A 24,943-nucleotide genomic window follows, 5' to 3' on the forward strand; every position below is an offset into this window, starting at 1 on the left:
CACGTTACGACCTGCAACCTGTCTCCGTCCATATCCGTCCAAGATGCAACTAACCCGTGACACAGCGGGGTGTGACAGAAAACGCACGCTCGGCGCTGTAGGGAGTACGGGTCGCCGCGCGGCCCGTACCGCGCGACGGCCGGGGCCTCTCCTGTGGGGGGTGGCGGCCCCGGCCGTTGCCTCGGCGGGGGCGTCCGTCAGCGCGGAACCCCGTGCCCTCCCCGGTCGCCGGGGCGCCTCGGCGCGTTACGGCCTGTCGGCGCCCGGCTGGGCGGGCTTGCCCTGGCGGCTGCCCGAGCCGCTGTTCGCCGCACCGGAGCCGCCCGCACCGGACCCGCCGTTGCCGTTGTCGTTGCCGGCCGGGCCACCGCCCGAGGCGTTGCCCGCGTTGCCCGCGTTGCCCGCGTTGCCCGAGGCGCCGTCACGTGCGGTGCCGGAGGAGCCGTTCCCGGCCCGGCCTGCCTCGCCGGCGTCCTTCCCCGCCGCCGGGCCGCCGCGCCGCTCCTCGGCGGTGGCCTGCTCCAGCTGCTCGGCACAGTACGCGTCGACCTTCGCCTCGCCGCCCGCGGCCTCCGTGAGCCGCTTCCAGGCCGTCGCGTCCAGCGCCTTGCCGCGTCCCTCGACCTTCTCGTAGGCGCGGCAGTGCGCCTCGGTGTCCCGGGCCGCGGCGGGGCGGTCCGGGCCGGCGGGGGCGGACCCCGGGCCGGTGGACTCCCCGAGGGGCCCCCCGGTGGACGGGCCGGGTGTGTCCGGCGAGGCGTGGGCGCGTCGGTCGTCCCGCGCGGGGCCGTCCGTGGCCGATCCCGCGGCGCCGATCCCGGCGACCGCGACCCCGCCGAGGGTGAGGCCGCCGAGCAGCACGGAGAGCACGGTCTTCACCGAGTGGCTCCCGAGCCGCCGCCGACGGGGCCGCCAGTCGTCCCGGCGCCGGGTGCGCGCGCGGTGCGCTCCCGCCTCCCGGGCGGCCCGGAACGCGGCGACGGCCCGTTGCTCGGCGGCGGCGTCGACGGAGTCCCGGATCAGCGAGGCGGCGAGCAGCGCCTCGAGGCCGGCGGCGTCCACGGCGTGGGGCCGGCCCCCGACGGAGCCGTCCCGCCCGGCCGTGCGGTGCCCGGGCGGTGCGCCCTCAGGGTGCACACGCCGACGGCCGGCCGGCCCGCCGTCGCTCTGCCGCTCACCCATGTCCGTTCCCGTCCCTGCTCGATCCACTCGGCCCCGTCGGCCCACCGGGCCCGTACGATCCGCCCGGTCCGTACGATCCGTCCGGTCCGTACGATCCGTCCGGTCCGTATGGTTCACCCGACCCGTGCCGTCCGCCCGGGCAGGCGGTCCTGCCCGGACCGAGGCATACGTGCCGCGCGTCCGACCTGTTCAGTCCACCGGTCCGGACGGACCGCCGCGGGCCGCCGGGTCCGGCCGGCTCACGCGGGGCGTCGTCGCCCCGCCCGCCGTGTCCGCCGTCCCGGCCGCCGTTCATGTCGACTCACCCAGCGTCCGCGGCGCCTCATCCGTCACACTTTCGATACCCAACTGTTTGGCCAGGCGTTTCAGCCCCCGGTACGCGGCCGTCCGGACCGCCCCCGGCCGCTTGCCGAGGACGCGGGCGGCGGCGGGGCCGTCCAGGCCGACGACCACCCGCAGCAGCACGGCCTCGGCCTGGTCCCGCGGCAGCCCGCCGACCAGTGCCAGGGCGTGTTCGGTGGACATGGCCTCCATGGCCTGGTCGTGGGTGCTCTGCGGTCCGGGCAGCTCCAGCACGTCCTGTTCCAGGGCCGACGGCCGGGGCCGCACCCGCTGCCGGCGCAGGTGGTCCAGTGCCCGGTGCCGGGCGATGGTCGCCGTCCACCCCCGGAACCCCGCTCCGTCGCCCTTGAACCGCCCCAGGTCGCGGGCTATCTCCAGCCAGGCGTCGGACGTCACGTCCTCGGCGTCGTCCCCGACCAGCCCGCGCACGTAGGCGAGCAGTCCGGGCTGCACGAGCCGGTAGGCCGCGGCGAAGGCGGCCTCGTCCCCTTCCTGGGCCCGCGCGACGGCCGCGCCCAGTTCCCCGTCGTACGCCTGTGCGCGGCGGGATTCCCCTCCGTGGCCCAAGAACCGTCCTCGTCCGTACCGAGTGCGTAGCGCGTCCGCTTGCCGTGCGCGCGTCCGCTTGGCGTGAGCGCGTCCGGCCGTGCCCACGCCCCCACGGTCATCAGCGTCGGACGCCATGAAAGTGTCACAGCTCGTCAGAGGCCTCACGCGGCACACGCACCGGGGCGGGCCGCCCGTGCGCGGCCGCCGGGGAGCGGCGGGCCCGCCCGTGCAGCACCAGGTAGAAGGTCTGCAGCGACTCCTGCGGGCCGCCCGCCTCGAAGCGGTTGTGCACCTTGCCCACCGGGTTCCAGATCCGGCCGTCCGGCATCCGCACCCCGACCGGCTGGCCGAAGCAGGCCCGTTGCTCCTCGTCGAGGTCCACCCACACCGCTCCGGCCTGGCGCACGAGCACCTCACCGACGTAGGCGCCGAGCCCGAACAGCGTCTCGCGCACCCGCCCGCGGTCCGCGCCGCCCTTGCGCAGTCCGTCGACCAGGAAGTCGACGACGCGCAGGCTGGTCACGGAGTAGTCCAGCGGGATCCGGCCGCGGGCGGTCACCCGGGCGACGAAGGCCGCCGCGTACGGTCGCATCCGTCCCGCGGCCGGCACCCGCTCGTCCGCCACCTCCATGGGCCCCACCCTTCCGCTCGGGCCGCCGGGGAGCCCGGCCGGGTTCCCCGGCAGACCAAGCGGGCGCCGCGCCCCGGGCGTCACGGGTCACGGACGTGTCGATCGCCACACAGCGGATCCACAGGACGGGCACAACCTTTCGGCCTCCCGTACGTCCGCGAGGACCCCGGGGCGAGAGGACGGATCCGGCGCCACCGGGTGACGTTCGGCCATCCCTTGACGCTGAGTGGATGTCATCTGTGTGACAGGTGATGTCGGTGTTCCTTTTCTAGGGGTGGGGTAGTTGAGTCCTCGCAGGACCCATGCGTACAAGCCGCTCAGCCTGAAGCGGCGGGCGTGGCTGACCGTCGGAGCCGTCGTGCTGAGCGGCGCGGGCGTCGTCACCTACGCGGTGGCCGGCCCGTCGTCCGAGCCGGCCGGCCCCGGGGCGAAGGCCCGCAAGCCGAGCATCCACACGGTGAAGCTGGAGAACCGCGGCGCGGGCCGCCGGGGACTGGAGCGGCAGGCCACGGAGCGCTTCAGCGCGGTGCTCGTGACCTGGGACAACCCCGAGGCCGAGGTCAAGGGCACGCCCGAGGTGCGGACCCGGGACCTGAAGACCGGCAAGTGGTCCGGCTGGCAGAAGCTGGAGGACGAGCCGAACCAGGCCGACGGCGCGGAGGGCGAGCGGGCGGCGACGCGCGGCGGTACGGCCTCGGTGTGGACCGGCGCCTCCGACGGCGTCGAGGTGCGCGTGGTCAAGGCCGACGGCACCCAGGCGGGCGGCCAGCCGGCCGGCATGGACGTCAAGCTGCTCGACCCGGGCACGGACCCGAAGACCACCGCCCCGGCCGCGGACGGCATGGAACCCGCCGCTTTCGCGGCGGAGACCACGGCGCCGACGACGGAGGCCCCGGTCCCGACGGGGACGCCCGCCGGGACGGTGACCCCCGCCCCGGCCGAGACCTCGCCCGACGCCCCGACCGGGACCGCGGCACCCACCGGGACGTCCTCGCAGACGGCCACGGACACCGCGTCCCCGACGGCGTCCCCCTCCCCCACCCCCACCGTCCCCGAGCCCCGTCCCTCGACGGTCGTGAAGCCGCCGATCATCACGCAGGCCGAGTGGGGCGCCTCCACCGACTACGACGGCACGCCGAGCTACGGCACCGAGATCAAGGCCGCCGTCATCCACCACACCGGCGTCGACAGCGACAACAGCGTGTCCTGCGCCGACTCGCGCGCCCGGCTGCGCTCCATCCAGCAGGAGCACTTCGCGCGCGGTTACTACGACATCGGCTACAACTTCGTCGTCGACCGCTGCGGCCAGATCTTCGAGGGCCGCAGCGGCGGCACGGACCTGCCGGTGGTGGGCGCGCACGACGTCGGCTTCAACACCGACACGCTCGGCATCTCCTACATCGGCAACTTCGAGAGCGCGCAGCCGAGCCGGGCCGCGATGGACTCGATCGCGCGCGTCGTCGCCTGGAAGTTCGGGATGTACGGCATCGACCCGACCGGCAAGGTCACGCTGACCTCGGGTACGGAGGCCGGCGTCAGCGGCAACAAGATCGACCAGGGTGAGTCGGTCACCCTGCCGCGCGTCTTCGGCCACCGGGACACCAACTACACGGCCTGCCCCGGCAAGAACCTCCACCCGAAGCTCTCCCGCATCGCCGCGCTGGCCAGGACGCCGGGCATCTCGCACGCCCTGGCCACCTCCGACCACGACCGGGACGGCCTCGCCGACCTGGTCGCGGGAACCCCGAAGGCCTCGGGCGGCGGCAGCGTCACCGTGATCCCGGGCGGCGTGAACGGCCCGGTCACCGGCGCCAGGAGGACGCTCACCCAGAGCAGCGCCGGCGTCCCCGGCTCCAACGAGTCCGGTGACGGCTTCGGCACCTCCAGCGCCTGGGGCGACGTCAACGGCGACGGCCACGCGGACCTCGCGATCGGCGTCCCCGGGGAGAACGACACCAGCGGCCACACCGACCGCGGCGGGGTCGTGGTGATGTACGGCCCGGCACTGAACACCGGCTTCTCGTACTCGACGACGGGGGTGACGCAGACCGGCGCCAAGCTCGGCACCACGGTCGCCGTCGGCGACTTCAACGGCGACGGCAAGGCGGACGTGTTCGCCGCCGGCACCGGCAGGGGCGGCAACTGGAACGCCCGTCACACCGGCGGCGCCACCAAGTACGGCACGCTGACCTCGGCCACGGGCTCGGTGGCGTACCTCGACGCCGCGGCCGGCGACTTCAACCGGGACGGCTACGCGGACATCGCCCTCAACTACCGCGACACCGGCGGCACCGGCCGCGTGCTCCGCTTCGCGGGCTCCGCGTCCGGCCTGACCAAGGTGGGGGTCATCTCGGTCAAGGGCGGCCGGTCCATCGCCGCGGGCGACGTCAACGGCAACGGCTACGACGACATCGTCATCGGCCAGCCGGTGGGCGCGGAGTCCGGCTTCTCGACGCCGGGCGGCCGGATCACCATGGTCCTGGGCACGTCGAGCGGGTTCACCACGACCGGCATGAAGTCCCTCCACCAGGACACGGCGTCCGTCCCGGGCGGCAACGAGTCCGGTGACTCCCTGGGCGCCTCGGTCTCGATCGGCGACTACAACGCCGACGGGTACGCGGACGTCCTGGCCGGCGCCCCCGGCGAGGACCTCACCCGCAGCGGCGCCAACCGCTCCGACGCGGGCAACGCGCTCCTGTTCCCCGGCACCTCGGCCGGCCTCACCGGCTCCGGCTCGAAGGGCGTCTCGCAGGACACGTCCGGCATCCCCGGTTCCACGGAGTCCAACGACCGGCTCGGTTCCGCGGTGTCCCTGACGGACCTGTCCGGCTACGGCCGCGCGGACCTGACGATCGGCGCCGACGGCGAGGACACCTCGGACGGCGTCGTCCTGTACCTGCCCAGCAGCAGCACAGGACTCGGCTACGGCGGTTCCTACGTCTTCGGCAAGGGCACCCTCGGCCTGTCGGCGGACGTGCGGCTGGGCCAGGCGCTGACTCCGTAGCACCGCGCCACCGCCCCGACGGCCGGGGTCCCCGCACCGGGCGGGGGCCCCGGCCGCTTCGCGTCCGCCCGCCGGCCGGCCGCGGCGCGCGGGACGTCACCGCGGGTGCGGTCCCCCGCCCGACGCGTCCCGGCACAGCAGCCGCAGGGAACCGTCGCCCGTGTAGCAGCGGACGGCCTCCTCGATCGGGTCCCAGAGGCGGCCGTCGGGCGTGCGCACCCAGTGGTCGCCGCCCGTGGCCCACCACTCGCCGCCGGTCTGACGGACGATCACCTCGCCGGTGTAGGCGCCGAACCCGCGCAGCACCTGCTCCACGGCGGCGTACGGGGCCCCCTCCCGGCGTATCTCCTCGATCATGCGGTCGACGCTCCACAGACTGCGCGCCGAGTAGTCGAGGCGCAGCCGTGCCCCTTCGCGCATCGCCGCCACCGCGTCCGCCGCCCACCGGACCGGCTTCGCTGCGGCCGAAGGCCTGGTCTCCTGCTGTGTCGTCACAGTCGTCGCAGTCGTCACACCTTGAAGAGCGTGCCGGTGAAGCGTTTCGTCACCTGGTTCCCGCGACTCCCCGCGATCGGCGCAGGACCGCCCCGACTCCACCCCACACCGGTCACAGGACCTTCCCGGCAGGGGGCGGCGCGAGGGGTGACGGATCGGGGTCCGCTGCGCTCGTGTCGGTGATGAGCACGTACTTCCGTCCGCGCGCCGTCCCGCCCCCGGTCCTGGACGACGGTCCCGCCCGGCTGCCGCAGCTCTTCGAGGACGACTGGGACGCCGTACGGGAACGGATCGGCCGGCACCGGGAGGAGGTGCCGGACAAGGGCCGCCTCGGCCACGGACTCCTGTACGCCGGCGCGTCCGCGGGCACCGCGGGGTACCCCGTCCTCGCTCGTCGTGCTCGGCGGCGCCCGGTGTCCCGCCCGGCCCGGGTCCTCCGCCGTTCCCGCTGCTCACCGCCGTCGAGGCGCACCGCGCCGCGGCGGCCCGGACGTCGAGCCCCTGGTGCGCGAGGTGTTCGCGTCGGCCCACCGCGGCCCGACCGCGTTCCACGCGCACACGGCCGAGCGGCGGGACGCCGTCGTGAAGCGGCTGCCGGCCTGAACGAACCTCAATCCCTCCGGCGGCTGCGCCGGGACACCGCGGCGCGGAGCACCCGCCGTCCCTCCGTCGCCACCTCCAGCGCCCCGCGCAGACCCGCCGGGCCGTGGGCGGACAGGAGCTCCAGGACCGCGATCTGGCGGCGCAGCTCCGCCGCGACGAGCGGCGACACGCCCTCCGTGCGGCCCTCGGCGGAGGTCCCCGCGGACCGAGCCGCGTGGAGGGCCGGGTCCGCGTCGTCGTCCGGGGCGGCGGCGCCGTCCAGGAGCCGGTGGACGCGCAGCGCGGCGACGGAGCAGGCGTCGGCCCAGACCCGCAGCTCGGCGGCGGACCGCCGGCCGGGTGCGGCGGTGAGCATCCGGTGCGCGAGCGCCGCGGCCCCGTCCTCGTCGTCCGCCGCGTCCAGCTTGCCGCGCACCTCCTCCAGCCGCTGGGCCCAGTCGCCGTCGGCGGCGCCCTCCGCGAGGCTCGACCACAGCGGCCGCAGCACCTCGTCGTCGCCGCCCAGCAAGGGCACGCACCGATCCAAACAAGCCAACCCGCTCACGGCCAGCCCGCGCTCGTCGGCCTGTGCGATCAGTTCCACCAGGCTCATCCACGCCTCCCTCAGCGGGTCCCACAGGCCCCGAAGACGCCCTTCACAAGCCTCTTCCCTCACGGAGCCCGCACTCTCCCTTACTGCGTGCGACGGGCCGGGAATGTCACAGGGGCACCACTCCGAGCCGGTCCAGCAGGCGGAAGAAGAGATTTTCGGCCACCGGATCGGGGTCGGCGGTCAGCACCTCGAGCAGGCCCTCGGCGGAGACGTCGTGCCCCGCCTCCTCGGCCCAGAAGACGGCACGCTCGGCGGCGTCGGCGGGCTCCAGGAAGTAGTCCTCCAGCGTGAGTCCCTCCTCCTGCCCCTCGAGGTAACCGGCCATGCGGGCCCGCGCCAGGCAGGTCGTCCACGCCCCGCTCTCCGGCGACGCCGCCTCCACCACCACGCAGTCGCTGCCCATGACGTATCCGAACAGCGCGGGCGCGCCGGTCTCCCGGGCCAGGTCGTTCATGTTCCCGATGTCGCCCTCGCCGCCCGGGTACTCCCACACCTGCCATCCGTCCGGCGCCGAGGTGCGCAGGGTCATGCCCCCGGCCGCACCGGACAGCGCGTCCAGTTCGGCGAGCGGCCGCTCCCCGCGGCCCACGACGAAGTACCCCCAGTAGCCCATGTGCTGATGTTCCCCCCGGTTCTCGGTTCGCCGGCGTCGTTCCGCTCGTCAGAACACCACCACAGTCGTACGGGGGTTCGCAGGCGTATGCGGCAATCCGTCCCCCCGCGGGGGTCCCGCGGGGGTCAGTCCAGCTCGTCCGCCAGGGCCCGGAACTCCGTCCAGGACAGGTCCGGTTCCCCCGGGTCCCACAGCTTCTGGACGGTCGCCCGCAGCGGCAGCCGGATCCCGGCCGCGACCTGCTCCTGGGTCTGGGAGCGGGGCAGGTCGCCCCAGACGGCGAAGGACCCGCCGAGGATCTGGTCGTCGTACCGGGCGGGTACGGAGGTGGTGCCGCGCAGCACCAGCGGCGTCCACTGCTCGTAGATCCGCTCCCCCGTCGGGTAGACGAAGGTCAGCGGCTCCCCGAGCACGTAGTAGAGGAACTCGTCGTTGTAGTTGAGGACGGTACGGCCCTCGCGCAGGTACTCGGCCGGCTGCCGGGCGCCGATCTCCTTGCCGGTCCAGTAGGCGACCTGGATGTCCTTCGCGGCCCGCACCGAACCGCCCCGGAAGAAGCCGTCGTTCCAGGCGCGGGGCGTGCGGCCGTGGGCGCGGACGGTGGCGGCCCGGTCATCGAGCCAGCCGGTGGCCAGGTCCTCGACGGTCGCGCCGGAGCCGTGCTTCTCCCGCGCGGCGGCGGCCAGGCCCGGGAACGACGCCTCGGGGTCGGAGACCACCAGCGCCTGGTACTCGTCGCCGCCGAGGTGCCACTGCCCGCCGGGGAACAGCCCGGCGTACTCGTCCAGCAGGTCGTCGACGATCCCGGCGGACCCGGGCTTCGAGATGTCGATCGCGCCGCGCACGGCGCGACCGCTCGCGTCGCGCAGCTGGAGGTCCGGGTGGGCGGCGAGGACCGCACCGAGGTGTCCGGGCGAGTCGATCTCGGGGACGACGGTGATGTGCCGGCTCGCCGCGAGGTCGACGATCCTCTTGACCTGCGCCTTGGTCAGGTGGTCCCGCGACACGATCTCCGGGTGCGAGTCGGACTCGATGCGGAAGCCCTGGTCGTCGGAGAAGTGCAGGCCGAGCTCGTTGAACTTCAGGTCGCCGAGCTCGCGGATCCGGTCCTCGATCCAGTCGGCGGTGTAGTGCTTGCGCGCGATGTCCAGCATCAGGCCGCGCCGCCGCTTGGCCGGCTCGTCGCGGACGACGCCCTCGGGGGCGGTCCCGGCGCCGCGTACCTCCTGCTTGAGCGTGCGGGTGCCGTAGAACACGCCCGCCTCGCCGGGGCCGCTGACGGTCACCCGCCCGCCCCGCACGGTCATCGTGTACGACTCGGGGTTCGCGCCCGCGTCGCGGTTCAGCACCAGCCGCAGGTCCCCGTGGCGCTCGTCGTCCTTCTCGCCGGCGTACGTCAGCCCCAGCTCGCCGGCTATCAGGCGCCCCTCGTCGGCCAGCGCGCCGTCGCCGACCACCACCCGGTGGGTCCGCTCGGGGCGCCAGCCGGGGCCGCGCTCGGCGGTGTGCTCGCGGACGGCGGGGATGGTGCGCGGCGCCCGGGACAAGGGGTAGGACCGGCTGGGGCTCGGGCTCGCCTCCGGTGCCGTCCCGGCGGCCTCGTCCGAACCGCCGGGGCTCTTCCCGGCGGAGGCCGTCGCCGGGTCCGCCGGGCCCTCGCCGTCCGAGGACACCCAGAGCCCGAGGCCCACCCCGGAGGCGGCCACCAGCGCGCCCGCGGCGGCGGCCACGACCAGCACCTTCCGCTGCCTCACCGTCCGCGCCGCCGTCCGACGCCTGTGCTGCCTGTGCCGACTCACCCCGCCAACCTACGACCCGTACGGGTGAGCGGCGCCGACGAGCCATTCCGAAACTCGACCGTTCGAGTGAATTCAGAGCATCGATCGGACACGTGATGGACTCACTCGATAACGTGTCGCCACAACTCTCACACCATCCGCCACCGACACACACGCGACGCCCACGAGGACCCACGCTGCCTGCGCCCCGTCTCCCAGACCTCCCCGGCCGAGTCGCCATACCCGGACAGTCCCGCGGCGGGCCCGGCGCCCCGTCCCCGCTGGAGCGCTTCAACGCCGCCCCCGCCGAGGACGCCGAGCGCACCCTGCTGGCCTGCCTGAACAGCGTCCGCTGGGCCCGGCGCGTGGCCGGCCACCGCCCCTACCCCGACCCGGCCTCCCTGCTGGCCGCCTCCGACGAGGCGGCGTACGACCTGACCGCGGCGGAACTCGCCCAGGCCCTGGCGGCGGAGGCGCTGCCCGCCCTGCCGGAGGACACGTACGCGGCCGCCCACACGGCGCTGAACGCGGCGTACGCCGCCTACGAGGCCAGATTCGGCCACGTGTTCGTCATCTGCCTCGACGGTCTGAAGCCGGACGCCGTCCTGGACCACGTACTCGAAGGCATCCGGTCACGATTGGCCAACGATCCGGAAGAGGAGCGCCCGGTGGCCGCGGAGGAACTCCGGCGCCTAGCGAGGGGCCGGCTCACCGGCCTCCTGGAGGAAACGACGACCGGACACCGGCCGCTCACCCCCGACGAACCCGACAAGCAGGGCGAATGCCCGCGTCCACGGCCGTGAACACCTCCTCCACACCCCTTCGGGTGCAAGTTTGATCACACCGGCAGGCCCCCTGTAAGCGCCGCAGAGACACGTGGCTACGATGCTGGGGGCCGGTGGACCGTACCCGGCCGGGCCCGACCGACAAGGAAAGCCGGCGCGGCCCCAGACCCCGCTCCCGGAGGAAATTTCCGTGCCGGCTGGAACGCTGTACCGCGGCCGGGAAGGAATGTGGTCCTGGGTGGCTCACCGAGTCACCGGCGTCCTCATTTTCTTCTTCCTGTTCGTTCACGTGCTGGACACCGCCCTCGTGCGCGTGTCCCCGGAGGCCTACGACACCGTCGTGGCCACGTACAAGACGCCGATCGTCGCGCTGCTGGAGTACGGCCTCGTCGCCGCCATCCTGTTCCACGCGCTCAACGGCCTGCGCGTCATCGCCGTCGACTTCTGGATCAAGGGCGCCCGCTACCAGAAGCAGATGCTCTGGACCGTCGTCGCCATCTGGGTCGTGCTCATGCTCGGGGCGATCTACCCCGTCCTCGGCCACGCCGCTCGTGAACTGTTCGGGAGCTGACGTCCATGTCCACGACTGAAACCTCCGCCTCGGGCATCGGCCCCGTCGAGGGCGCGTCCCTGTACTCCGTCGACAACCCGGCGCCGGTCATCGAGCCCCCGCGCAAGCGGACCAAGAAGACCCCGAAGACCACCCGGGGCAACTTCGAGCTGGCCGCCTGGCTGTTCATGCGCCTGTCCGGCGTCGTCCTGGTCGTCCTCGTCATCGGCCACCTGCTGATCCAGCTGGTGCTGGACGGCGGCGTCTCCAAGATCGGTTTCGCCTTCGTGGCCGGCCGCTGGGCCTCGCCGTTCTGGCAGGTCTGGGACCTGCTGATGCTGTGGCTGGCGATGCTGCACGGCGCCAACGGCCTGCGCACGGTCATCAACGACTACGCGGAGCGGCCGAACACCCGGCTGTGGCTCAAGGGCCTGCTCTACACCGCCACGGTGTTCACCATCCTGCTGGGCACGCTGGTGATCTTCACCTTCGACCCGAACATCCGCTAGGCACGGGGCTGCGAGAATCATGAAGATCCACAAGTACGACACCGTCATCGTCGGCGCCGGTGGCGCCGGTATGCGGGCCGCCATCGAGGCGACCAAGCGCAGCCGCACCGCCGTGCTGACCAAGCTCTACCCCACCCGCTCCCACACGGGCGCCGCGCAGGGCGGCATGGCCGCCGCGCTGGCCAACGTGGAGGAGGACAACTGGGAGTGGCACACCTTCGACACGGTCAAGGGCGGTGACTACCTGGTCGACCAGGACGCCGCCGAGATCCTGGCGAAGGAGGCCATCGACTCCGTCCTCGACCTGGAGAAGATGGGCCTGCCGTTCAACCGGACCCCGAACGGCACCATCGACCAGCGCCGCTTCGGCGGCCACTCCCGCAACCACGGCGAGGCCCCGGTCCGCCGCTCCTGCTACGCGGCCGACCGCACCGGCCACATGATCCTCCAGACGCTGTACCAGAACTGCGTCAAGGAGGGCGTGGAGTTCTTCAACGAGTTCTACGTCCTGGACCAGCTGATCACCGAGGTCGACGGCGTCAAGAAGTCGGCCGGCGTGGTGGCGTACGAGCTGGCCACCGGCGAGATCCACGTCTTCCAGGCGAAGGCCGTGATCTACGCCTCCGGCGGCTGCGGCAAGTTCTTCAAGGTGACGTCCAACGCGCACACCCTGACCGGTGACGGCCAGGCCGCCGTGTACCGCCGGGGTCTGCCGCTGGAGGACATGGAGTTCTTCCAGTTCCACCCGACCGGCATCTGGCGCATGGGCATCCTGCTCACCGAGGGCGCCCGCGGTGAGGGCGGCATCCTGCGCAACAAGGACGGCGAGCGCTTCATGGAGAAGTACGCGCCGGTCATGAAGGACCTCGCCTCCCGCGACGTCGTCTCCCGCTCCATCTACACGGAGATCCGCGAGGGCCGCGGCTGCGGTCCCGAGGGCGACCACGTCTACCTGGACCTCACCCACCTCCCGCCGGAGCAGCTGGACGCCAAGCTGCCCGACATCACGGAGTTCGCGCGGACCTACCTCGGGATCGAGCCCTACACGGACCCGATCCCGATCCAGCCCACCGCGCACTACGCGATGGGCGGCATCCCGACCAACGTCCAGGGCGAGGTGCTGGCGGACAACACCACCGTCGTCCCCGGCCTGTACGCGGCCGGCGAGGTGGCCTGCGTGTCGGTGCACGGCGCCAACCGCCTGGGCACCAACTCGCTGCTGGACATCAACGTCTTCGGCAAGCGGGCCGGCATCGCGGCGGCGGAGTACTCGCAGACCGCCGACTTCGTCGAGCTGCCGGAGAACCCGGAGGCCTTCGTCGTCGAGCAGATCGAGCGGCTGCGCACCTCCACCGGCAACGAGCGGGTGGCCGAGCTCCGCCGCGAGCTGCAGGAGACCATGGACGCCAACGTCATGGTGTTCCGCACCGAGCAGACGATCAAGACGGCGGTCGAGAAGATCGCCGAGCTGCGCGAGCGCTACAGGAACGTCGCCATCCAGGACAAGGGCAAGCGGTTCAACACCGACCTGCTGGAGGCCGTCGAGCTGGGCAACCTGCTCGACCTGGCCGAGGTCATGGCCGTCTCCGCGCTGGCCCGCAAGGAGTCCCGCGGCGGTCACTACCGCGAGGACTACCCGAACCGCGACGACGTCAACTTCATGCGCCACACCATGGCGTACCGCGAGGTCGGCGCCGACGGCACCGAGACCGTCCGTCTGGACTACAAGCCGGTCGTCCAGACCCGCTACCAGCCGATGGAGCGTAAGTACTGATGGCTACCCCTGTTCTGGACAAGGCGGACGCGGCCGGATCGCCCGAGCGCGGCTTCGCCGACTCCCCCTACATCACCGTCACGTTCCGGATCCGCCGCTTCAACCCGGAGATCTCGGCCGAGGCGACCTGGGAAGACTTCCAGCTGGAGATCGACCCGAAGGAGCGCGTCCTGGACGCGCTGCACAAGATCAAGTGGGATCAGGACGGCACCCTGACCTTCCGCCGTTCCTGCGCCCACGGCATCTGCGGCTCCGACGCCATGCGGATCAACGGCAAGAACCGCCTGGCGTGCAAGACGCTGATCAAGGACATCAACCCCGAGAAGCCGATCACGGTCGAGGCCATAAAGGGCCTGACGGTCCTGAAGGACCTGGTCGTGGACATGGAGCCGTTCTTCCAGGCGTACCGGGACGTGATGCCCTTCCTGATCACGAAGGACACCAACGAGCCGACGCGCGAGCGGCTGCAGTCCGCCGAGGACCGCGAGCGCTTCGACGACACGACCAAGTGCATCCTGTGCGCCGCGTGCACCACGTCGTGCCCGGTGTTCTGGAACGACGGCCAGTACTTCGGCCCGGCCGCCATCGTCAACGCGCACCGCTTCATCTTCGACTCGCGTGACGAGGCCGGCGAGCAGCGCCTGGAGATCCTCAACGACCGCGACGGCGTGTGGCGCTGCCGCACGACCTTCAACTGCACGGACGCCTGCCCGCGCGGCATCGAGGTCACCAAGGCGATCGCGGAAGTGAAGCGCGCGCTGATCACGCGCCGCTACTGAGGTTCGTCGCCGTACGTCCTCGAGGGCCCCGTCTCCGCCGGAGACGGGGCCCTCTGGCGTATGCCACGTCATCGGGTGAACGCGGCCGCGACCGCCGTACGGGCGTCCTCCGCCCCACGATGACGGTCTCGGCACCAGCCCCCGGGAGGCACGCGATGTCCGCAGCATCCGTCGAGCGGCCCCACGGCGAGCGTCCGCTGATCGCGGAGGCGAACCGTCTCATGGACCGCAATCCGGGCTACCGCGTCGAGATCATCGGAGGCCGGCTCCTCGTGACCCCGCCACCGGACGGCCCGCACGCCGATGCCCTCGCCAGCCTGAGCGTTCCCTTCCTGACAGCAGGGCTGCACGGCGTGGAGAACCGAGTACTGCAGGGGGTCGGGCTGTGGCTTCCAGCGGGCGCCGAGGACTACGCCGTCCCCGACCTGGCCGTGGTGGACGCCGACTACCGCGACAGGTACGTCGAGAACGGCGCCCACGACCCGGTCTGCTTCCGTCCGGTCCTCGAAGTGACGTCCAGCAACTGGAAGGCCGACCTGAAGACCAGGGCCGCCGCCTACGCCGAGGCGAAGGTCCCCGTCTACGTCGTCGTCGACCGCGAGCACCGGCGCGTCCACGTCCTGACCGACCCGGTCGAGAGCGAGTACGCCACCCACCGCTTCCACTCCCCCGGTCAGATGGTCGCCCTCCCCGACTCCATCGGCGCCAAGGTCACCCTGGACGTGGCCGAGATCCTCGAGGCCGGCCGCGCGAGGCGGACGCCCGACCGGAGCTAGAGCCGACTCGGGACCGCCGGGTCCGTGAGGGCCGCGCCGTCGGCCAGCGGCACCGCTCCGCCGAGGACGACGGCCGGCCTGCGGGGCGGCCGGGTCTCCGCGCCCTGGTCCAGCCCGCCGAGGCCGTACGACGCCCGGTGCTCCCCGAAGCGGCCGCCGGGGAGTGGGACCGGTGCCGGCGCAGGACGTGGGCCGCGAACCGGCTGGAGCACGTGCGCGTGGTGCGCTCGGCGCCGGTGCGCGGGTACACCTCGCGGTGGCCCTGCCCGAACGGCCGGGTGACGCCGTGCCGCTCCGGCCGGTCCCGCCGGGCGACGACCGTGACGAGGCCCACCCGCCATCGAGTTGAACATGTTCAAAACAAGGGTCTACAGTCTTCTCGTCAGCGTTTTGAACGCGTTCAAGAGAGGCTGGGGGACATGGACCGCACGGTCATCGCCTACGTCATCTACCTGCTGGTCAGCATCGCGCTGACCGTCTGGGTGGCCCGCACGCTCAGCAGCAACGGGCGGGTCTTCCTCGCCGACGTGCTGCACGGCAACGAGAAGCTCGCCGACGCCGTCAACCACCTCCTGGTGGTCGGCTTCTACCTCGTCAACCTCGGGTTCGTCGCGCTGTACCTGAGCGGCGACGAGACGATCGCCGACACGCGCGGCGTCTTCGAGGCCCTGTCGACCAAGCTCGGCGTGGTGCTGCTGGTGCTGGGCGTGATGCACCTGGGCAACGTGTACGTGCTCAACCGGATCCGGCGGCGCGGCGTGCTGGAGCGGGAGCAGCTGCCGCCGGTCGCACCGCAGGACTGGGTGGCCCCCTCGGCCGGGGCGTGAGCGGCGTGACGGCCACGCACGGGGACCGGGGCGCCGCGCGCGTCCCGGTCCGCCGGCTCACCGTGCTGTACGACGCCGAGTGCTCCCTGTGCGCCTTCGTACGGGACTGGCTGGTCCGCCAGCGGCAGTTGGTGCCCCTGGAGCTGGTCCCGGCGGGGTCCGGGGCGGCGCGGGCCCGCTTCCCCGGCCTCGACCACCGGTCCACCCTGGAGGAGATCACCGTCGTGGGGGACGGTGGACAGGTGTACCGGGGCGCCGCCGCCTGGGTCGTCACCCTGTGGGCGCTGCGGGAGCACCGGCCGCTGGCCCACCGGCTGTCCACCCCGTCCGGCGCCCGGCTCGCCAAGGGTGCGGTGCTGGCCGCCGCCAAGTGGCGCGGGGCCCGGCCCGGGTGGGGCGGAGGGGTGTACCGCCGGGGCGACGGCTGGACGTACGATCCGCACGGGGGCTGGAGCTACACCGCGCCGGACTGCGCCGGGAGCTCCTGCACCACCCCGTAGGGCGCCCGTCCCGGGCGTTAGGCTCTGTTCCCGTGCCCGCGAAGAACGACGGCCCCGACGACGGCGCCGCACCCAGCAAGTCCGAACAGACCCGTGCCCTGATCCTCCAGACGGCCATGCGGCTGTTCCAGGAGCGCGGGTACGACAAGACGACCATGCGGGCCATCGCCAAGGAGGCCGGGGTCTCCGTCGGCAACGCGTACTACTACTTCGAGGGCAAGGAACACCTGATCCAGGGCTTCTACGACCGGATCGCCGCCGAGCACCAGGTGGCGGTCCGGGAGGTCCTGGCCCGGGAGACCGACCTGGAGGCCCGGCTGGCCGGGGTGCTGAAGGCGTGGCTGGACATCGCCACGCCGTACCACGAGTTCGCGGTGCAGTTCTTCAAGAACGCCGCCGACCCGGACAGCCCGCTCAGCCCGTTCTCCGCCGAGTCGGAGCACGCGCGCGTGGAGGCGATCAGCGTGCACCGGGCGGTGCTGGCCGGCACGAGGACCAAGGTGCCCGAGGAACTGCGGGACATCCTCCCGGAGTTGATGTGGCTGGCCCAGATGGGGCTGTGCCTGTACTGGATCTTCGACCGCACCGAGGGCCGCGAACGCAGTTACCGGCTCGCCGAGCGGGGCGCCCGGATCACCGCGCGCGGTGTCGCCCTGGCCCGCTTCCGGGTGCTGCGGCCGCTCGTGCGCGAGGTGCACGAACTGTTCACGGAGTTCCTGCCGGGGATGACGAAGGCGCTGCCGGACCCCGCGAAGGGCCCCGCGAGAAGTCCCGTGGAGGACTCCGCGAAGGGTCCCGTGGAGGACTCCCCGGAGAAGGGGGCGCCCGCCGACGACGGGCACCCCGGGAAGCTCAGTTGACCGAGTCCACCTCGCCGGGCGTGAGCTCGACGTCGTACACCAGCGGTCCCCCGGCCACGTCCACGCGCGCCGCGCGCGAACCGTACGGGGCGGCCGTCACCGGGAGCAGGTAGCCGCCCGGGGACGGCACCGAGACGACGTACGCGCCGTCGGCGAGCGAGACCACGCGGTCCACCCGGCGTCCGCCCGGGGCCGGCAGGGCGACGGCCGCGCCCTCCACCGGCTCGCCGTCGGCGGTGCGGACGAAACCGTGCACCACCGAGGCGGAGCCGCGCTGCGCGGGGAGCACCGAGGCCGCGGGCGCCACCGGGCCGGCGGCGTCCTCCTTCGGCTCGACCGCCAGGTGCGGCAGCCGCTTCTCCAGGGCGGCCGGCAGCCACCAGTCGGACCTGCCGAGCAGGTGCATCGCGGCCGGCACCAGCGCCGTGCGCGGGATGAACGCGTCCAGGGCGACGGCGGCGAGACCCACGCCCGCCATGGCCGCGCCGTAGTCGCCGCTGAGCACGAAGGCGAGGAAGACGCAGACCATGATCAGGGCCGCGGAGTCGATGACCCGGCTGGTCTGCGCGAGCCCGACGCGCACCGCGCGGGCGTTGTCCCGGGTGTGCACCCACTCCTCGTGCATCCGGCTCACCAGGAACACCTGGTGGTCCGTGGAGAGGCCGAACAGCAGCGAGAGCATGATGATCGGCAGGAAGGAGGCGATGGGGCCCTCCTCGCCCAGGCCCAGCAGGTCCGGCCCCCAGCCCCACTGGAAGATCGCCACGAGGACGCCGAAGGAGGCGGCCGCCGCGAGCAGGTTCATCACGGCGGCCGTCAGCGGCACCACCAGGGAGCGGAAGGCGAGCAGCAGGAGCGGGAAGCCTAGGCCGACGATCGTGCCGACGAACAGCGACAGCAGCGGGACCGCGAGCGCGGCCATCAGGACGACCGCCAGGACGGCGACGGACCGCGGACGGCGTTCCACGGTGGCGGACCACCGCGCGGCGAGACCGCTCGGCCGTTCCGCCTCGGGCCCCCGGTCCGCGAGCCTGCGGCGCCGGCGGCGGCTGAGCACCCGGGGGCCGAGCAGCGCGGGCAGCCCCGCTCACAGGGACCGGGAACCGGGGCCGGACTCCGTGGAGCAGCCGGGACGGGCCGGACAGGCGGACGGGTCCTGAGGAGTCCGCGCGCCGCCGGGCCGGTCCGCGGGGCGCGCCGTCAGGAGTTCCGCGACCCGGACGGTGCGCGCGCCGAGCGCCGTGAGCCGGTCGAGCGCCTCGCGGTGCTGTGCGTCGTCCACGCTCGCGGTGGCGTCGCCGACCACGGCCACGCCGTAGCCCAGGCGCAGCGCCGTCTCGGCCGTGGACGCGACCCCGTGCGCGGTGGACAGCCCGGCGACGACCACCTCGGTGACCCCCTCACGGCGCAGGATCCCGTGCAGCTCGGTGTCCTCGAAGGCGTCCAGGCCGTGCTTGGTCACCAGGTGGTCGCCCGCGCGCGGGGCGCAGTCGGGGACCAGCCGGTCGGGGGCCGCGTCGGCACCGCCGTCCGCACCGTCGGCGCGGACGTACCGGACGAGGACGACCGTCGAGGAACCGGTGTCCGCGAAGTGCGCGCGCAGCCTCGCGCACGCGGCGACCACCACGTCGCCGCCGACCGGCCGCCACGGCATGTCGACGATCCACTGCTGCGGGTCGATCAGGACGAGTGCCGTGCGGGCACCGGCCATCGCTTCCCCCCGGGAGTGGTCCGGTCCTTCACGCCTGCTTCGACGCGAGTTCGATCACCGTGATGTCCGACGGCGCCCCGACCCGGGTGGGCGGGCCCCAGGCGCCGGCGCCGCGGGAGACGTAGAGCTGGGTGTCGCCGTAGCGGTCCAGGCCGGCGAGGGTGGGGTTGGCGGCGCCGGCGATGAGGCTGCCGGGCCAGAGCTGGCCGCCGTGGGTGTGCCCGGAGAGCTGGAGGTCGACGCCGTGGTCGACGGCCTCGTGGATCTGCACCGGCTGGTGGGCGAGCAGCACGCACGCGCGTGCCCGGTCCCGGTCCCCGAGCGCCTTCGCGTAGTCGGGGCCCTGGCCCTCGTCCTCGCCGGCCACGTCGTTCACTCCCGCCAGGTCGAAGTGCGGGAGTTCCGTGCGGGCGTTCTCCAACGGGCGCAGGCCGAGGCGGCGCACCTCCGCGACCCACTGCTCGGCGCCGGAGAAGTACTCGTGGTTGCCGGTGACGAAGAAGGAGCCGTGACGCGCCGTCAGTTGCGCCAGCGGGGCCGCGGCCGGGCCGAGGTCCTTCACGCTGCCGTCCACCAGGTCGCCGACGACCGCGATCAGGTCGGGCTGGGTCGAGTTGATCGTGTCGACGACCTTCTGCGCGAAACCGCGGCCGAGGACCGGTCCCAGGTGGATGTCGCTGACCACCGCGATGCGGTAACCGTGCGCGGCGCGCGGCAGCTTGGCGAGCGGCACGGTGACCCGCTTCACCTGCGGTCCGCGCAGCACGCCGTACGTCCCGTAGCCGACGGTCCCCAGGGCCGCGGCGGCGGCGGCCCCGCCGACGACCCGGGAGACGAACAGGCGGCGGGAGGGTCCGGAAGGGGCGCCGGCGCCCGGCGTTCCGGCCGCGTCCTCGGGGCGGTCGGGCTGCGACGGCCCGGGCGCGGGACCGGCCGCGGCGGCGGGGTCGGCCGCCGGGACGGGACCGGCCGCCGAGACGGGGGCGGTCGTGGCGGCGGAGCCCGCGGCCGGTGCGGCGGCCGGCGCTCCCGCCGGTATCGGCGTCGGTTCCGGCCGTTCTCCGGCCGCCGTCCGCGCCGACCTGGCCCGCCGCTCCAGGAACCACCGCAGCACGGGCCGCACGAGCTCGCCCGCGAGCACGGCCAGCAGCAGGTAGAGGGACAGGGCCAGCCACAGGAAGCCGGGCCAGGCCAGGACCTGTTGGAGCCGGAAGGGGGCGTCGCTGCGGCCGACGACGAAGGCGGCCACCGTCAGCGCCCAGCCGCCGGCGATCACCGCCGCGCCCACGCGGCGCACCGGGCCCGGTCCCCGGGTGGTGTCCCGGAACAGCCGGCGCCACACGTACCAGTTGCCCGTCACCAGGACGGCCAGGACGAGCAGCGCGACGAGTACGAAAACGATGGCCACGGTGCGGAGTTCCCCTGCTTCCGGTCAGGACGTCCGTGACGTCCGGCTCAGTGCGCGCAGACCGCGCAACCCGATGCCCCCGATGACCGTCCCCAATACGAAGGAGACGACGGCGAGCGTCAGGTGAACGAAGAAGTAAGCCGTCGGGTGCCCGTCCTCGAACGCGAGTCCGCTGCTGTCCTTGACCAGGTTCTTGACGAAAGTGATCCAGATGACCCAGCTCCACACCCCGAAGGCGAGCAGGAACCAGGAGACGGGGCGGCTGAGTTTCACCAGAACAGACCTTTCGTCGCGACGCCGGTCCCCCTCTGCCGGCCGGGGGTCCCGGGGGTGTCCCCCGGAGGAGCACGGCACGGGTCCAGTATCTCCGGCACCTGTCCGGTTCCTTGCCCGGGGTGGGGACCGGGACGGGACGCCCCCAGGTGTGGCATGTACCTTTCCGACCGTGCCCGCATCCGAGAACACCGTCCGGCGATCGCTCCTGGTCACCTCCGCCGTCCTGTTGTCCACCGCGCTGACCGCGCCCGTCGCCCTCGCGGCCCCGAAGCCGTCGGCCACTCCCTCGGCCACGCCCCCGGCGAAGATGTCGACCGTGGGCGGCGCCCGGCTCGGGCAGCCGGGGACCCAGGTCAACCTCGCGAGCGGGGTCCCGGTGCTGCCGAAGGACCTGTCCGCCCGGTCCTGGATCGTCGCCGACGCCGAGTCCGGCGACGTGCTGGCCGCGCACAACGCCCACTGGCGGCTGGCCCCGGCGAGCACGCTGAAGATGCTGTTCGCCGACACGCTGCTGCCCAAGTGGCCCAAGTCGACAAAGCACAAGGTGGAGGTCTCCGACCTGGCCGGCGTCGGCTCCGGTTCCAGCATGGTCGGGATCAAGGAGGACGAGACCTACACCGTCCACGACCTGTGGCTCGGGGTCTTCCTGCGGTCCGGCAACGACGCCGTGCACGTGCTGTCGGCGATGAACGGCGGCGTCGAGAAGACCGTCGAGGAGATGAACGAGCACGCCGAGGAGCTCCAGGCCCTCGACACCTACGTGGTCAGCCCCGACGGCTACGACGCCGAGAGGCAGGTGTCCTCCGCGTACGACCTGACGCTGATCGCCCGGTCCGGGCTGCAGAAGAAGGACTTCCGGGAGTACAGCTCGACGGTCAGGGCGAAGTTCCCCGGCGAGACGAAGAAGAACAAGAAGGGCAAGAAGGTCCGCGGGTCCTTCGAGATCCAGAACACCAACCGGCTGCTGTCCGGCGACTACGACGTGCCCGTCTACGAGGGCATAGCCGGCGTGAAGAACGGCAACACCACCAGCGCGGGCTCCACCTTCACCGGGGTCGCCGAGCGCGACGGCAGGGTGCTGCTGGTCACCGTGATGAACCCGGGGAAGGACGAGCACAACGGGGTCTACAAGGAGACCGCGAGGCTCTTCGACTGGGGGTTCAAGGCGGCCGGCAAGGTCGAGCCGGTGGGTGAGCTGGTGCCGCCGAAGGGCGCCGTGCAGGCGGACGCCAGGCCGGGCGCGACCGCGTCCCCCGGTGCGGCCGGGGGTGCCGGGGACGGCGCGGCCGGGGTGGCCGGGGCGGGGTCGAACCCGGTGGCGAGTGCCCCGGCCGGGAACGGCTCCAGCGGTATCGGGGTCGCCCTGGGCATCACCGGCGGGGTGCTGGTGCTGCTCGCGGGGGGCGCGTTCCTGGTCAACCGCCGCTGGCCGCTGCCGGACCTGGTGCGGCGCCGCCCGCGTCCGTGAGTCCGGTCTCCTCGGACTCGGCCCCCTTGCTCGGCGTCGCCGTCCAGGCGGCGCAGAACAGGACGAGTTTCGCGGTGAAGTTGATCCACAGCAGCAGGGCGACCGGCACGCCGAACGCGCCGTACATGCTCTTCGTGGCGACGCCCTGCATGTAGCCGCTGAGCAGCAGCTTCAGCAGTTCGAAGCCGACCGCGCCGGTGATCGCGGCCACCAGCAGGCGGCGCCGGGCGGGTTCGACGCCGGGCAGCAGGGTCAGGACGTACAGCAGGAGCAGGAAGTCGGCGCCCACGGCGACGGCGAACGCCGCGGTCTGCAGGACGATCCCGCCCCAGCCGCCCTTCTCCAGCCCGATGGCGTCGCTGATCCGGCCGACCAGCGCGGAGGCGACCGTGGAGACGACCAGGGTGACCAGGAGCGCGCCGCCCAGCCCGACGAGGACGCCCGCGTCCCTGCCCCTGCCCAGGACGGGGTTCTCCTCCTCGTCGGGCAGCTCCCACACCGCGCGCAGGCACTCGCGCATGGAGCCGGCCCATCGGATGCCGGTGAACAGCAGGACGGCGCCGGCGATGAGGCCGACGGTGCCGGCGTTCTGCACCAGGTCGTCGATGTTCAGCTGCTCGGAGATGCCGGGCACCTGGTCGGCGATCTTGTTCTGGAGGGTGTTCTGCTGGTCCTGGCTGAGCGTGGCGGCGCCGATCGCGGCGGCCACGGTGAGCAGCGGGAACAGCGCGACGAAGCTGGTGAACGTCATCGCGGCGGCCAGCCGCGTCCAGTGCACGCGGTCCAGGCGCTCGTACGACCGCCACGCGTGCGTGAGCATCAGCCGCGCCACCCACGGTCCGACGGCCGGGAGCTTCTTCAGCCAGTCCATGAACCGACTCTGCCCCCGCCGCGGAAGCCCCATGTCCGGGTGCTCCGGAACCGCACGCCGGTGGCCGGCGCCGTGCCGGCCACGGCTCCGGAGACGGTGTCCGCGCCCGGGCGGAGCCGGGAGCGGGGGAGGCCGGCGGCCGGGCACGGCCGCCGCACGGCGGCGCCGGCGGGGTTCGCCGCGCAGGACACGGCGTACGGGCGCACGCCGCGCACGCGCGCGTGGCGGTGGGTGCCGAGCGCGTCGCCGGCGTGGGCGGCCGTGCGGCCGGCGACGGAGGAGAGCGCCTCGGCGGTGGGCGGGTCGGGTCCGGCGGGGCCGCGCAGGTGCGGGGAGGGGGCGGGGCCGGCGGCGCGGGCGAGCGGTCCGGCGGTGGCGAGGCCGAGCAGCCCGCGCCGGTGCCGGGCGGTGCCCTCCTGCCGGAGGGCACCTCACCAGCCCGCCACCGCCAGGGCGTACATCGCCGCCCACACCAGGCCGATGAGGGCGAGCGCGCGGTCGTGCAGGACCACCTCCTCGGGTTCGCCGGCGGTCCCGCGGTCGGCGAAGACGGCGTACCTCAGGACGGCGAGGACGAAGGCGACCACGGACAGCTCCCGCCAGGGCAGCAGGCCGGTGTGCGGCGCCCCGCCCCCCTCCAGGGCCCACAGGCAGTAGCCGAGGACGGCGACGCCGGCCGCGAGCTGCCAGACGAAGCGGAGGTAGCCGGTGGTGTACTCGGTGAGCAACGCGCGCGTGGCGCCCGCTTTCCCGGCCATCTGCACGGCCTCGGAGTAGCGCTTGGCCGCGACCATGAACAGCGCGCCGAAGCCGGTGGTGATCAGGAACCAGCGCGACAGCGGGATGCCGAGCGCGAGCCCGCCGGCCACCGCCCGCATCAGGAAGCCGGTGGTGACGACGACGAGGTCGACGACGAGGACGTGCTTGAGGCTGACGCAGTACGCCAGTTGCATGCCGAGGTACGCGGTCAGCAGCGCGGCGACCTGCGGCGGGCACAGCCGGGCCGCGGCGACGGGCGCGAGGACGCCGAGGGCGACGCCGACGGCGTAGGCGGCCGGCACCGGGACCTGGCCGGCGGCGACCGGGCGGCGGCACTTGACGGGGTGGGCGCGGTCGGCCTCGGCGTCACGGGCGTCGTTGACCAGGTAGACGGCGGCGGCGCAGGCGGTGAACAGGACGAAGACCAGCGCGAGCCGGGTCAGGACCGGCCAGGAGAAGAGTTCGCCGGCGGCGGCCGGGGCGGCGGCCACCAGGACGTTCTTGACCCACTGCTTGGGCCGCGCGGTTCTCAGCAGGCCCTTGAGGAGACCGCCCCGGGGGGACGGCGCCGCCTGCCGCCGGTCCGGGCGCCGGTGCAGGAGGGCGGTGTCGGTCACGCCGTGCCTCCCCGCATCCAGCGGGCGCCGAGCCGGGCCGTGAGCACGCCCAGGGCGGCGCCGGCCGCCACGTCCGAGGGGTGGTGCACGCCGGCCACCAGGCGGGAGAGGCAGACGGCGGCGGCGAGCGGGGGCACCGCGTGCGCCCCCAGCGCCCCGAAGGCGACGGCGGCGGCCGCGGCGGAGGTGGCGTGCGAGCTGGGGAAGGAGTGCCGGCCGACCGTGCCGACCAGGGGTTCGACCTGCGCGGGGCGCGGACGGCGCACGACCCGTTTCACGCCCATGCTGACGGCGTGCGCGCCCGCGGTGAGCACGGTGCCGCGCAGCCAGGCGCCGCGCCGTGGACGGTCCACGGCGGCTCCGGCCAGCCCCGCCGCGAGCCACAGCGCCGCGTGCTCCCCCGCCCAGGACAGGACGCGTGCGGCACCGGCCACGCGCGGGTCCGCACCGCACGCTCTGAAGGCCGCGCCGATCCGGTGGTCCATGCCGGGAAGACCGAGGGGGTGAGGGACGGGCCGGACGGGCCGGGGGTGGTGGGGGTCGTGGAGGTCGTCCATGTGGACTCACTGTTCACGCCCGACGGGCCGGAACTCCGCCGCTGTGGAGCGACATCCCATTAATCACTCGTTTCGGGGACGGAATTGACGTTTCGAAACGAATCGCTCACCCATGGGCGATACGGTC

General features: G+C 73.5%; 25 protein-coding genes and 1 pseudogene. 11 read left to right on the top strand and 15 right to left on the bottom strand.

What is annotated here, in order from left to right; genetic code table 11:
• Nucleotides 1–246: 246 nt before the first annotated feature.
• From FHS37_RS40445 to FHS37_RS07065, 3 genes are all read right to left on the bottom strand, one after another.
• Nucleotides 247–1,182 (bottom strand): hypothetical protein, encoded by a 936-nt coding sequence (locus FHS37_RS40445; protein WP_184818187.1) that lies wholly within the window; start codon nucleotides 1,180–1,182, stop codon nucleotides 247–249.
• Between the two features lie 291 nt (nucleotides 1,183–1,473).
• Entirely contained in the window at nucleotides 1,474–2,091 is a 618-nt protein-coding gene (locus FHS37_RS07060) for an RNA polymerase sigma factor (RefSeq protein ID WP_184818189.1), read from the bottom strand.
• Between the two features lie 124 nt (nucleotides 2,092–2,215).
• Nucleotides 2,216–2,704 carry a hypothetical protein gene (locus FHS37_RS07065; RefSeq protein ID WP_308436691.1) on the bottom strand — a complete coding sequence of 163 codons (489 nt, stop codon included), beginning with the start codon at nucleotides 2,702–2,704 and terminating at the stop codon, nucleotides 2,216–2,218.
• 283 nt (nucleotides 2,705–2,987) lie between these two features.
• On the opposite strand from FHS37_RS07065, the gene FHS37_RS40450 reads away from it, so the two are divergent.
• Entirely contained in the window at nucleotides 2,988–5,708 is a 2,721-nt protein-coding gene (locus FHS37_RS40450; protein WP_184818191.1) for an FG-GAP-like repeat-containing protein, read from the top strand.
• Between the two features lie 96 nt (nucleotides 5,709–5,804).
• On the opposite strand, the gene FHS37_RS39165 is transcribed toward FHS37_RS40450, so the two are convergent.
• The 4 genes from FHS37_RS39165 to FHS37_RS07090 form a co-directional block, all read right to left on the bottom strand.
• A complete protein-coding gene (locus FHS37_RS39165) occupies nucleotides 5,805–6,203 on the bottom strand; it encodes a hypothetical protein (RefSeq protein ID WP_184818193.1) in 399 nt (132 codons plus the stop codon).
• Nucleotides 6,204–6,813: 610 nt separating this feature from the next.
• Entirely contained in the window at nucleotides 6,814–7,398 is a 585-nt protein-coding gene (locus FHS37_RS07080) for a hypothetical protein (protein ID WP_184818195.1), read from the bottom strand.
• Nucleotides 7,399–7,504: 106 nt separating this feature from the next.
• On the bottom strand, nucleotides 7,505–8,011 hold the full coding sequence (locus FHS37_RS07085; RefSeq protein ID WP_184818197.1) for a hypothetical protein: 507 nt from the start codon (nucleotides 8,009–8,011) through the stop codon (nucleotides 7,505–7,507).
• 125 nt (nucleotides 8,012–8,136) lie between these two features.
• A complete protein-coding gene (locus FHS37_RS07090) occupies nucleotides 8,137–9,765 on the bottom strand; it encodes a beta-N-acetylhexosaminidase (RefSeq protein WP_311136961.1) in 1,629 nt (542 codons plus the stop codon).
• A 158-nt stretch (nucleotides 9,766–9,923) separates the two neighbouring features.
• Between FHS37_RS07090 and FHS37_RS07095 the strand changes: the two genes are divergently transcribed.
• From FHS37_RS07095 to FHS37_RS07120, 6 genes are all read left to right on the top strand, one after another.
• Nucleotides 9,924–10,592 (top strand): 2-oxo-4-hydroxy-4-carboxy-5-ureidoimidazoline decarboxylase, encoded by a 669-nt coding sequence (locus FHS37_RS07095; protein ID WP_375372291.1) that lies wholly within the window; start codon nucleotides 9,924–9,926, stop codon nucleotides 10,590–10,592.
• A gap of 172 nt (nucleotides 10,593–10,764) precedes the next feature.
• Nucleotides 10,765–11,145: a succinate dehydrogenase, cytochrome b556 subunit gene (sdhC, locus tag FHS37_RS07100; protein ID WP_159535433.1), complete on the top strand. Its 381-nt coding sequence runs from the start codon at nucleotides 10,765–10,767 to the stop codon at nucleotides 11,143–11,145.
• Nucleotides 11,146–11,150: 5 nt separating this feature from the next.
• Entirely contained in the window at nucleotides 11,151–11,633 is a 483-nt protein-coding gene (locus FHS37_RS07105; RefSeq protein WP_184818201.1) for a succinate dehydrogenase hydrophobic membrane anchor subunit, read from the top strand.
• A 19-nt stretch (nucleotides 11,634–11,652) separates the two neighbouring features.
• Nucleotides 11,653–13,407, top strand: a complete 1,755-nt coding sequence (gene sdhA, locus FHS37_RS07110) for a succinate dehydrogenase flavoprotein subunit (protein ID WP_184818203.1) — start codon at nucleotides 11,653–11,655, stop codon at nucleotides 13,405–13,407.
• Entirely contained in the window at nucleotides 13,407–14,186 is a 780-nt protein-coding gene (locus FHS37_RS07115; RefSeq protein WP_159535430.1) for a succinate dehydrogenase iron-sulfur subunit, read from the top strand. The genes sdhA and FHS37_RS07115 overlap by 1 nt, the downstream gene beginning before the upstream one ends.
• Before the next feature lie 155 nt (nucleotides 14,187–14,341).
• The gene (locus FHS37_RS07120) at nucleotides 14,342–14,962 is read left to right on the top strand and encodes a Uma2 family endonuclease (RefSeq protein WP_184818205.1); all 621 of its coding nucleotides are present in this window, start codon (nucleotides 14,342–14,344) and stop codon (nucleotides 14,960–14,962) included.
• On the opposite strand, the gene FHS37_RS40735 is transcribed toward FHS37_RS07120, so the two are convergent.
• The gene (locus FHS37_RS40735; RefSeq protein WP_308439457.1) at nucleotides 14,898–15,296 is read right to left on the bottom strand and encodes a DUF4132 domain-containing protein; all 399 of its coding nucleotides are present in this window, start codon (nucleotides 15,294–15,296) and stop codon (nucleotides 14,898–14,900) included. The genes FHS37_RS07120 and FHS37_RS40735 overlap by 65 nt on opposite strands.
• 85 nt (nucleotides 15,297–15,381) lie before the next feature.
• Here FHS37_RS40735 and FHS37_RS07125 point away from each other — a divergent pair, with 85 nt between their 5' ends.
• From FHS37_RS07125 to FHS37_RS07135, 3 genes are read left to right on the top strand one after another with little or no spacing between them, the layout of a single operon-like run.
• Entirely contained in the window at nucleotides 15,382–15,789 is a 408-nt protein-coding gene (locus FHS37_RS07125) for a hypothetical protein (protein WP_184818207.1), read from the top strand.
• Nucleotides 15,786–16,289, top strand: coding sequence for a thiol-disulfide oxidoreductase DCC family protein (locus tag FHS37_RS07130; RefSeq protein WP_184818209.1), 504 nt, complete (start codon nucleotides 15,786–15,788; stop codon nucleotides 16,287–16,289). The genes FHS37_RS07125 and FHS37_RS07130 overlap by 4 nt, the downstream gene beginning before the upstream one ends.
• Before the next feature lie 32 nt (nucleotides 16,290–16,321).
• Nucleotides 16,322–17,149, top strand: coding sequence for a TetR/AcrR family transcriptional regulator (locus FHS37_RS07135; RefSeq protein ID WP_184818211.1), 828 nt, complete (start codon nucleotides 16,322–16,324; stop codon nucleotides 17,147–17,149).
• Here FHS37_RS07135 and FHS37_RS07140 read toward each other — a convergent pair.
• The 4 genes and pseudogenes from FHS37_RS07140 to FHS37_RS07155 all read right to left on the bottom strand — a co-directional run.
• Nucleotides 17,142–18,047 (bottom strand): annotated as a pseudogene (locus FHS37_RS07140) (carboxypeptidase-like regulatory domain-containing protein); the annotation flags it as partial. The gene FHS37_RS07135 and the pseudogene FHS37_RS07140 overlap by 8 nt on opposite strands.
• Nucleotides 18,048–18,236: 189 nt before the next feature.
• Complete coding sequence (locus FHS37_RS07145) at nucleotides 18,237–18,860, bottom strand: cysteine hydrolase family protein (protein ID WP_184818213.1); 624 nt, start codon at nucleotides 18,858–18,860, stop codon at nucleotides 18,237–18,239.
• A 28-nt stretch (nucleotides 18,861–18,888) separates the two neighbouring features.
• Nucleotides 18,889–20,268, bottom strand: a complete 1,380-nt coding sequence (locus FHS37_RS07150) for a metallophosphoesterase (protein ID WP_184818215.1) — start codon at nucleotides 20,266–20,268, stop codon at nucleotides 18,889–18,891.
• Nucleotides 20,269–20,292: 24 nt separating this feature from the next.
• Nucleotides 20,293–20,541, bottom strand: a complete 249-nt coding sequence (locus FHS37_RS07155; protein WP_184818217.1) for an SCO4848 family membrane protein — start codon at nucleotides 20,539–20,541, stop codon at nucleotides 20,293–20,295.
• 172 nt (nucleotides 20,542–20,713) lie between these two features.
• Here FHS37_RS07155 and FHS37_RS07160 point away from each other — a divergent pair, with 172 nt between their 5' ends.
• Complete coding sequence (locus tag FHS37_RS07160) at nucleotides 20,714–22,012, top strand: D-alanyl-D-alanine carboxypeptidase family protein (protein ID WP_229889796.1); 1,299 nt, start codon at nucleotides 20,714–20,716, stop codon at nucleotides 22,010–22,012.
• Here FHS37_RS07160 and FHS37_RS07165 read toward each other — a convergent pair.
• The 3 genes from FHS37_RS07165 to FHS37_RS07175 all read right to left on the bottom strand — a co-directional run bounded on the left by FHS37_RS07165 (nucleotide 21,960) and on the right by FHS37_RS07175 (nucleotide 24,816).
• Complete coding sequence (locus FHS37_RS07165) at nucleotides 21,960–22,883, bottom strand: YihY/virulence factor BrkB family protein (RefSeq protein ID WP_184818221.1); 924 nt, start codon at nucleotides 22,881–22,883, stop codon at nucleotides 21,960–21,962. The two genes, FHS37_RS07160 and FHS37_RS07165, sit on opposite strands and share 53 nt — an antisense overlap.
• Before the next feature lie 431 nt (nucleotides 22,884–23,314).
• Nucleotides 23,315–24,259 (bottom strand): decaprenyl-phosphate phosphoribosyltransferase, encoded by a 945-nt coding sequence (locus tag FHS37_RS07170; RefSeq protein WP_184818223.1) that lies wholly within the window; start codon nucleotides 24,257–24,259, stop codon nucleotides 23,315–23,317.
• On the bottom strand, nucleotides 24,256–24,816 hold the full coding sequence (locus tag FHS37_RS07175) for a phosphatase PAP2 family protein (RefSeq protein WP_373304206.1): 561 nt from the start codon (nucleotides 24,814–24,816) through the stop codon (nucleotides 24,256–24,258). Before FHS37_RS07175 ends, FHS37_RS07170 begins: the two co-directional genes overlap by 4 nt.
• Nucleotides 24,817–24,943 lie beyond the last annotated feature (127 nt).

Source organism: Streptomyces griseomycini (assembly GCF_014203535.1).
GTDB lineage: Bacteria > Actinomycetota > Actinomycetes > Streptomycetales > Streptomycetaceae > Streptomyces > Streptomyces griseomycini.

Excerpts from the sequence above, each read along its gene's own strand:
- FHS37_RS07120 (WP_184818205.1), top strand. The coding sequence starts at position 14,342 with ATGTCCGCAGCATCCGTCGAGCGGCCCCACGGCGAGCGTCCGCTGATC.
- FHS37_RS07080 (WP_184818195.1), bottom strand. The coding sequence starts at position 7,398 with ATGAGCCTGGTGGAACTGATCGCACAGGCCGACGAGCGCGGGCTGGCC.
- FHS37_RS07065 (WP_308436691.1), bottom strand. The coding sequence starts at position 2,704 with ATGGAGGTGGCGGACGAGCGGGTGCCGGCCGCGGGACGGATGCGACCG.
- FHS37_RS07115 (WP_159535430.1), top strand. The coding sequence starts at position 13,407 with ATGGCTACCCCTGTTCTGGACAAGGCGGACGCGGCCGGATCGCCCGAG.
- FHS37_RS07125 (WP_184818207.1), top strand. The coding sequence starts at position 15,382 with ATGGACCGCACGGTCATCGCCTACGTCATCTACCTGCTGGTCAGCATC.
- FHS37_RS40445 (WP_184818187.1), bottom strand. The coding sequence starts at position 1,182 with ATGGGTGAGCGGCAGAGCGACGGCGGGCCGGCCGGCCGTCGGCGTGTG.
- sdhA (WP_184818203.1), top strand. The coding sequence starts at position 11,653 with ATGAAGATCCACAAGTACGACACCGTCATCGTCGGCGCCGGTGGCGCC.
- FHS37_RS07165 (WP_184818221.1), bottom strand. The coding sequence starts at position 22,883 with ATGGACTGGCTGAAGAAGCTCCCGGCCGTCGGACCGTGGGTGGCGCGG.
- FHS37_RS07175 (WP_373304206.1), bottom strand. The coding sequence starts at position 24,816 with ATGGACGACCTCCACGACCCCCACCACCCCCGGCCCGTCCGGCCCGTC.
- FHS37_RS07145 (WP_184818213.1), bottom strand. The coding sequence starts at position 18,860 with ATGGCCGGTGCCCGCACGGCACTCGTCCTGATCGACCCGCAGCAGTGG.
- FHS37_RS07105 (WP_184818201.1), top strand. The coding sequence starts at position 11,151 with ATGTCCACGACTGAAACCTCCGCCTCGGGCATCGGCCCCGTCGAGGGC.
- FHS37_RS07085 (WP_184818197.1), bottom strand. The coding sequence starts at position 8,011 with ATGGGCTACTGGGGGTACTTCGTCGTGGGCCGCGGGGAGCGGCCGCTC.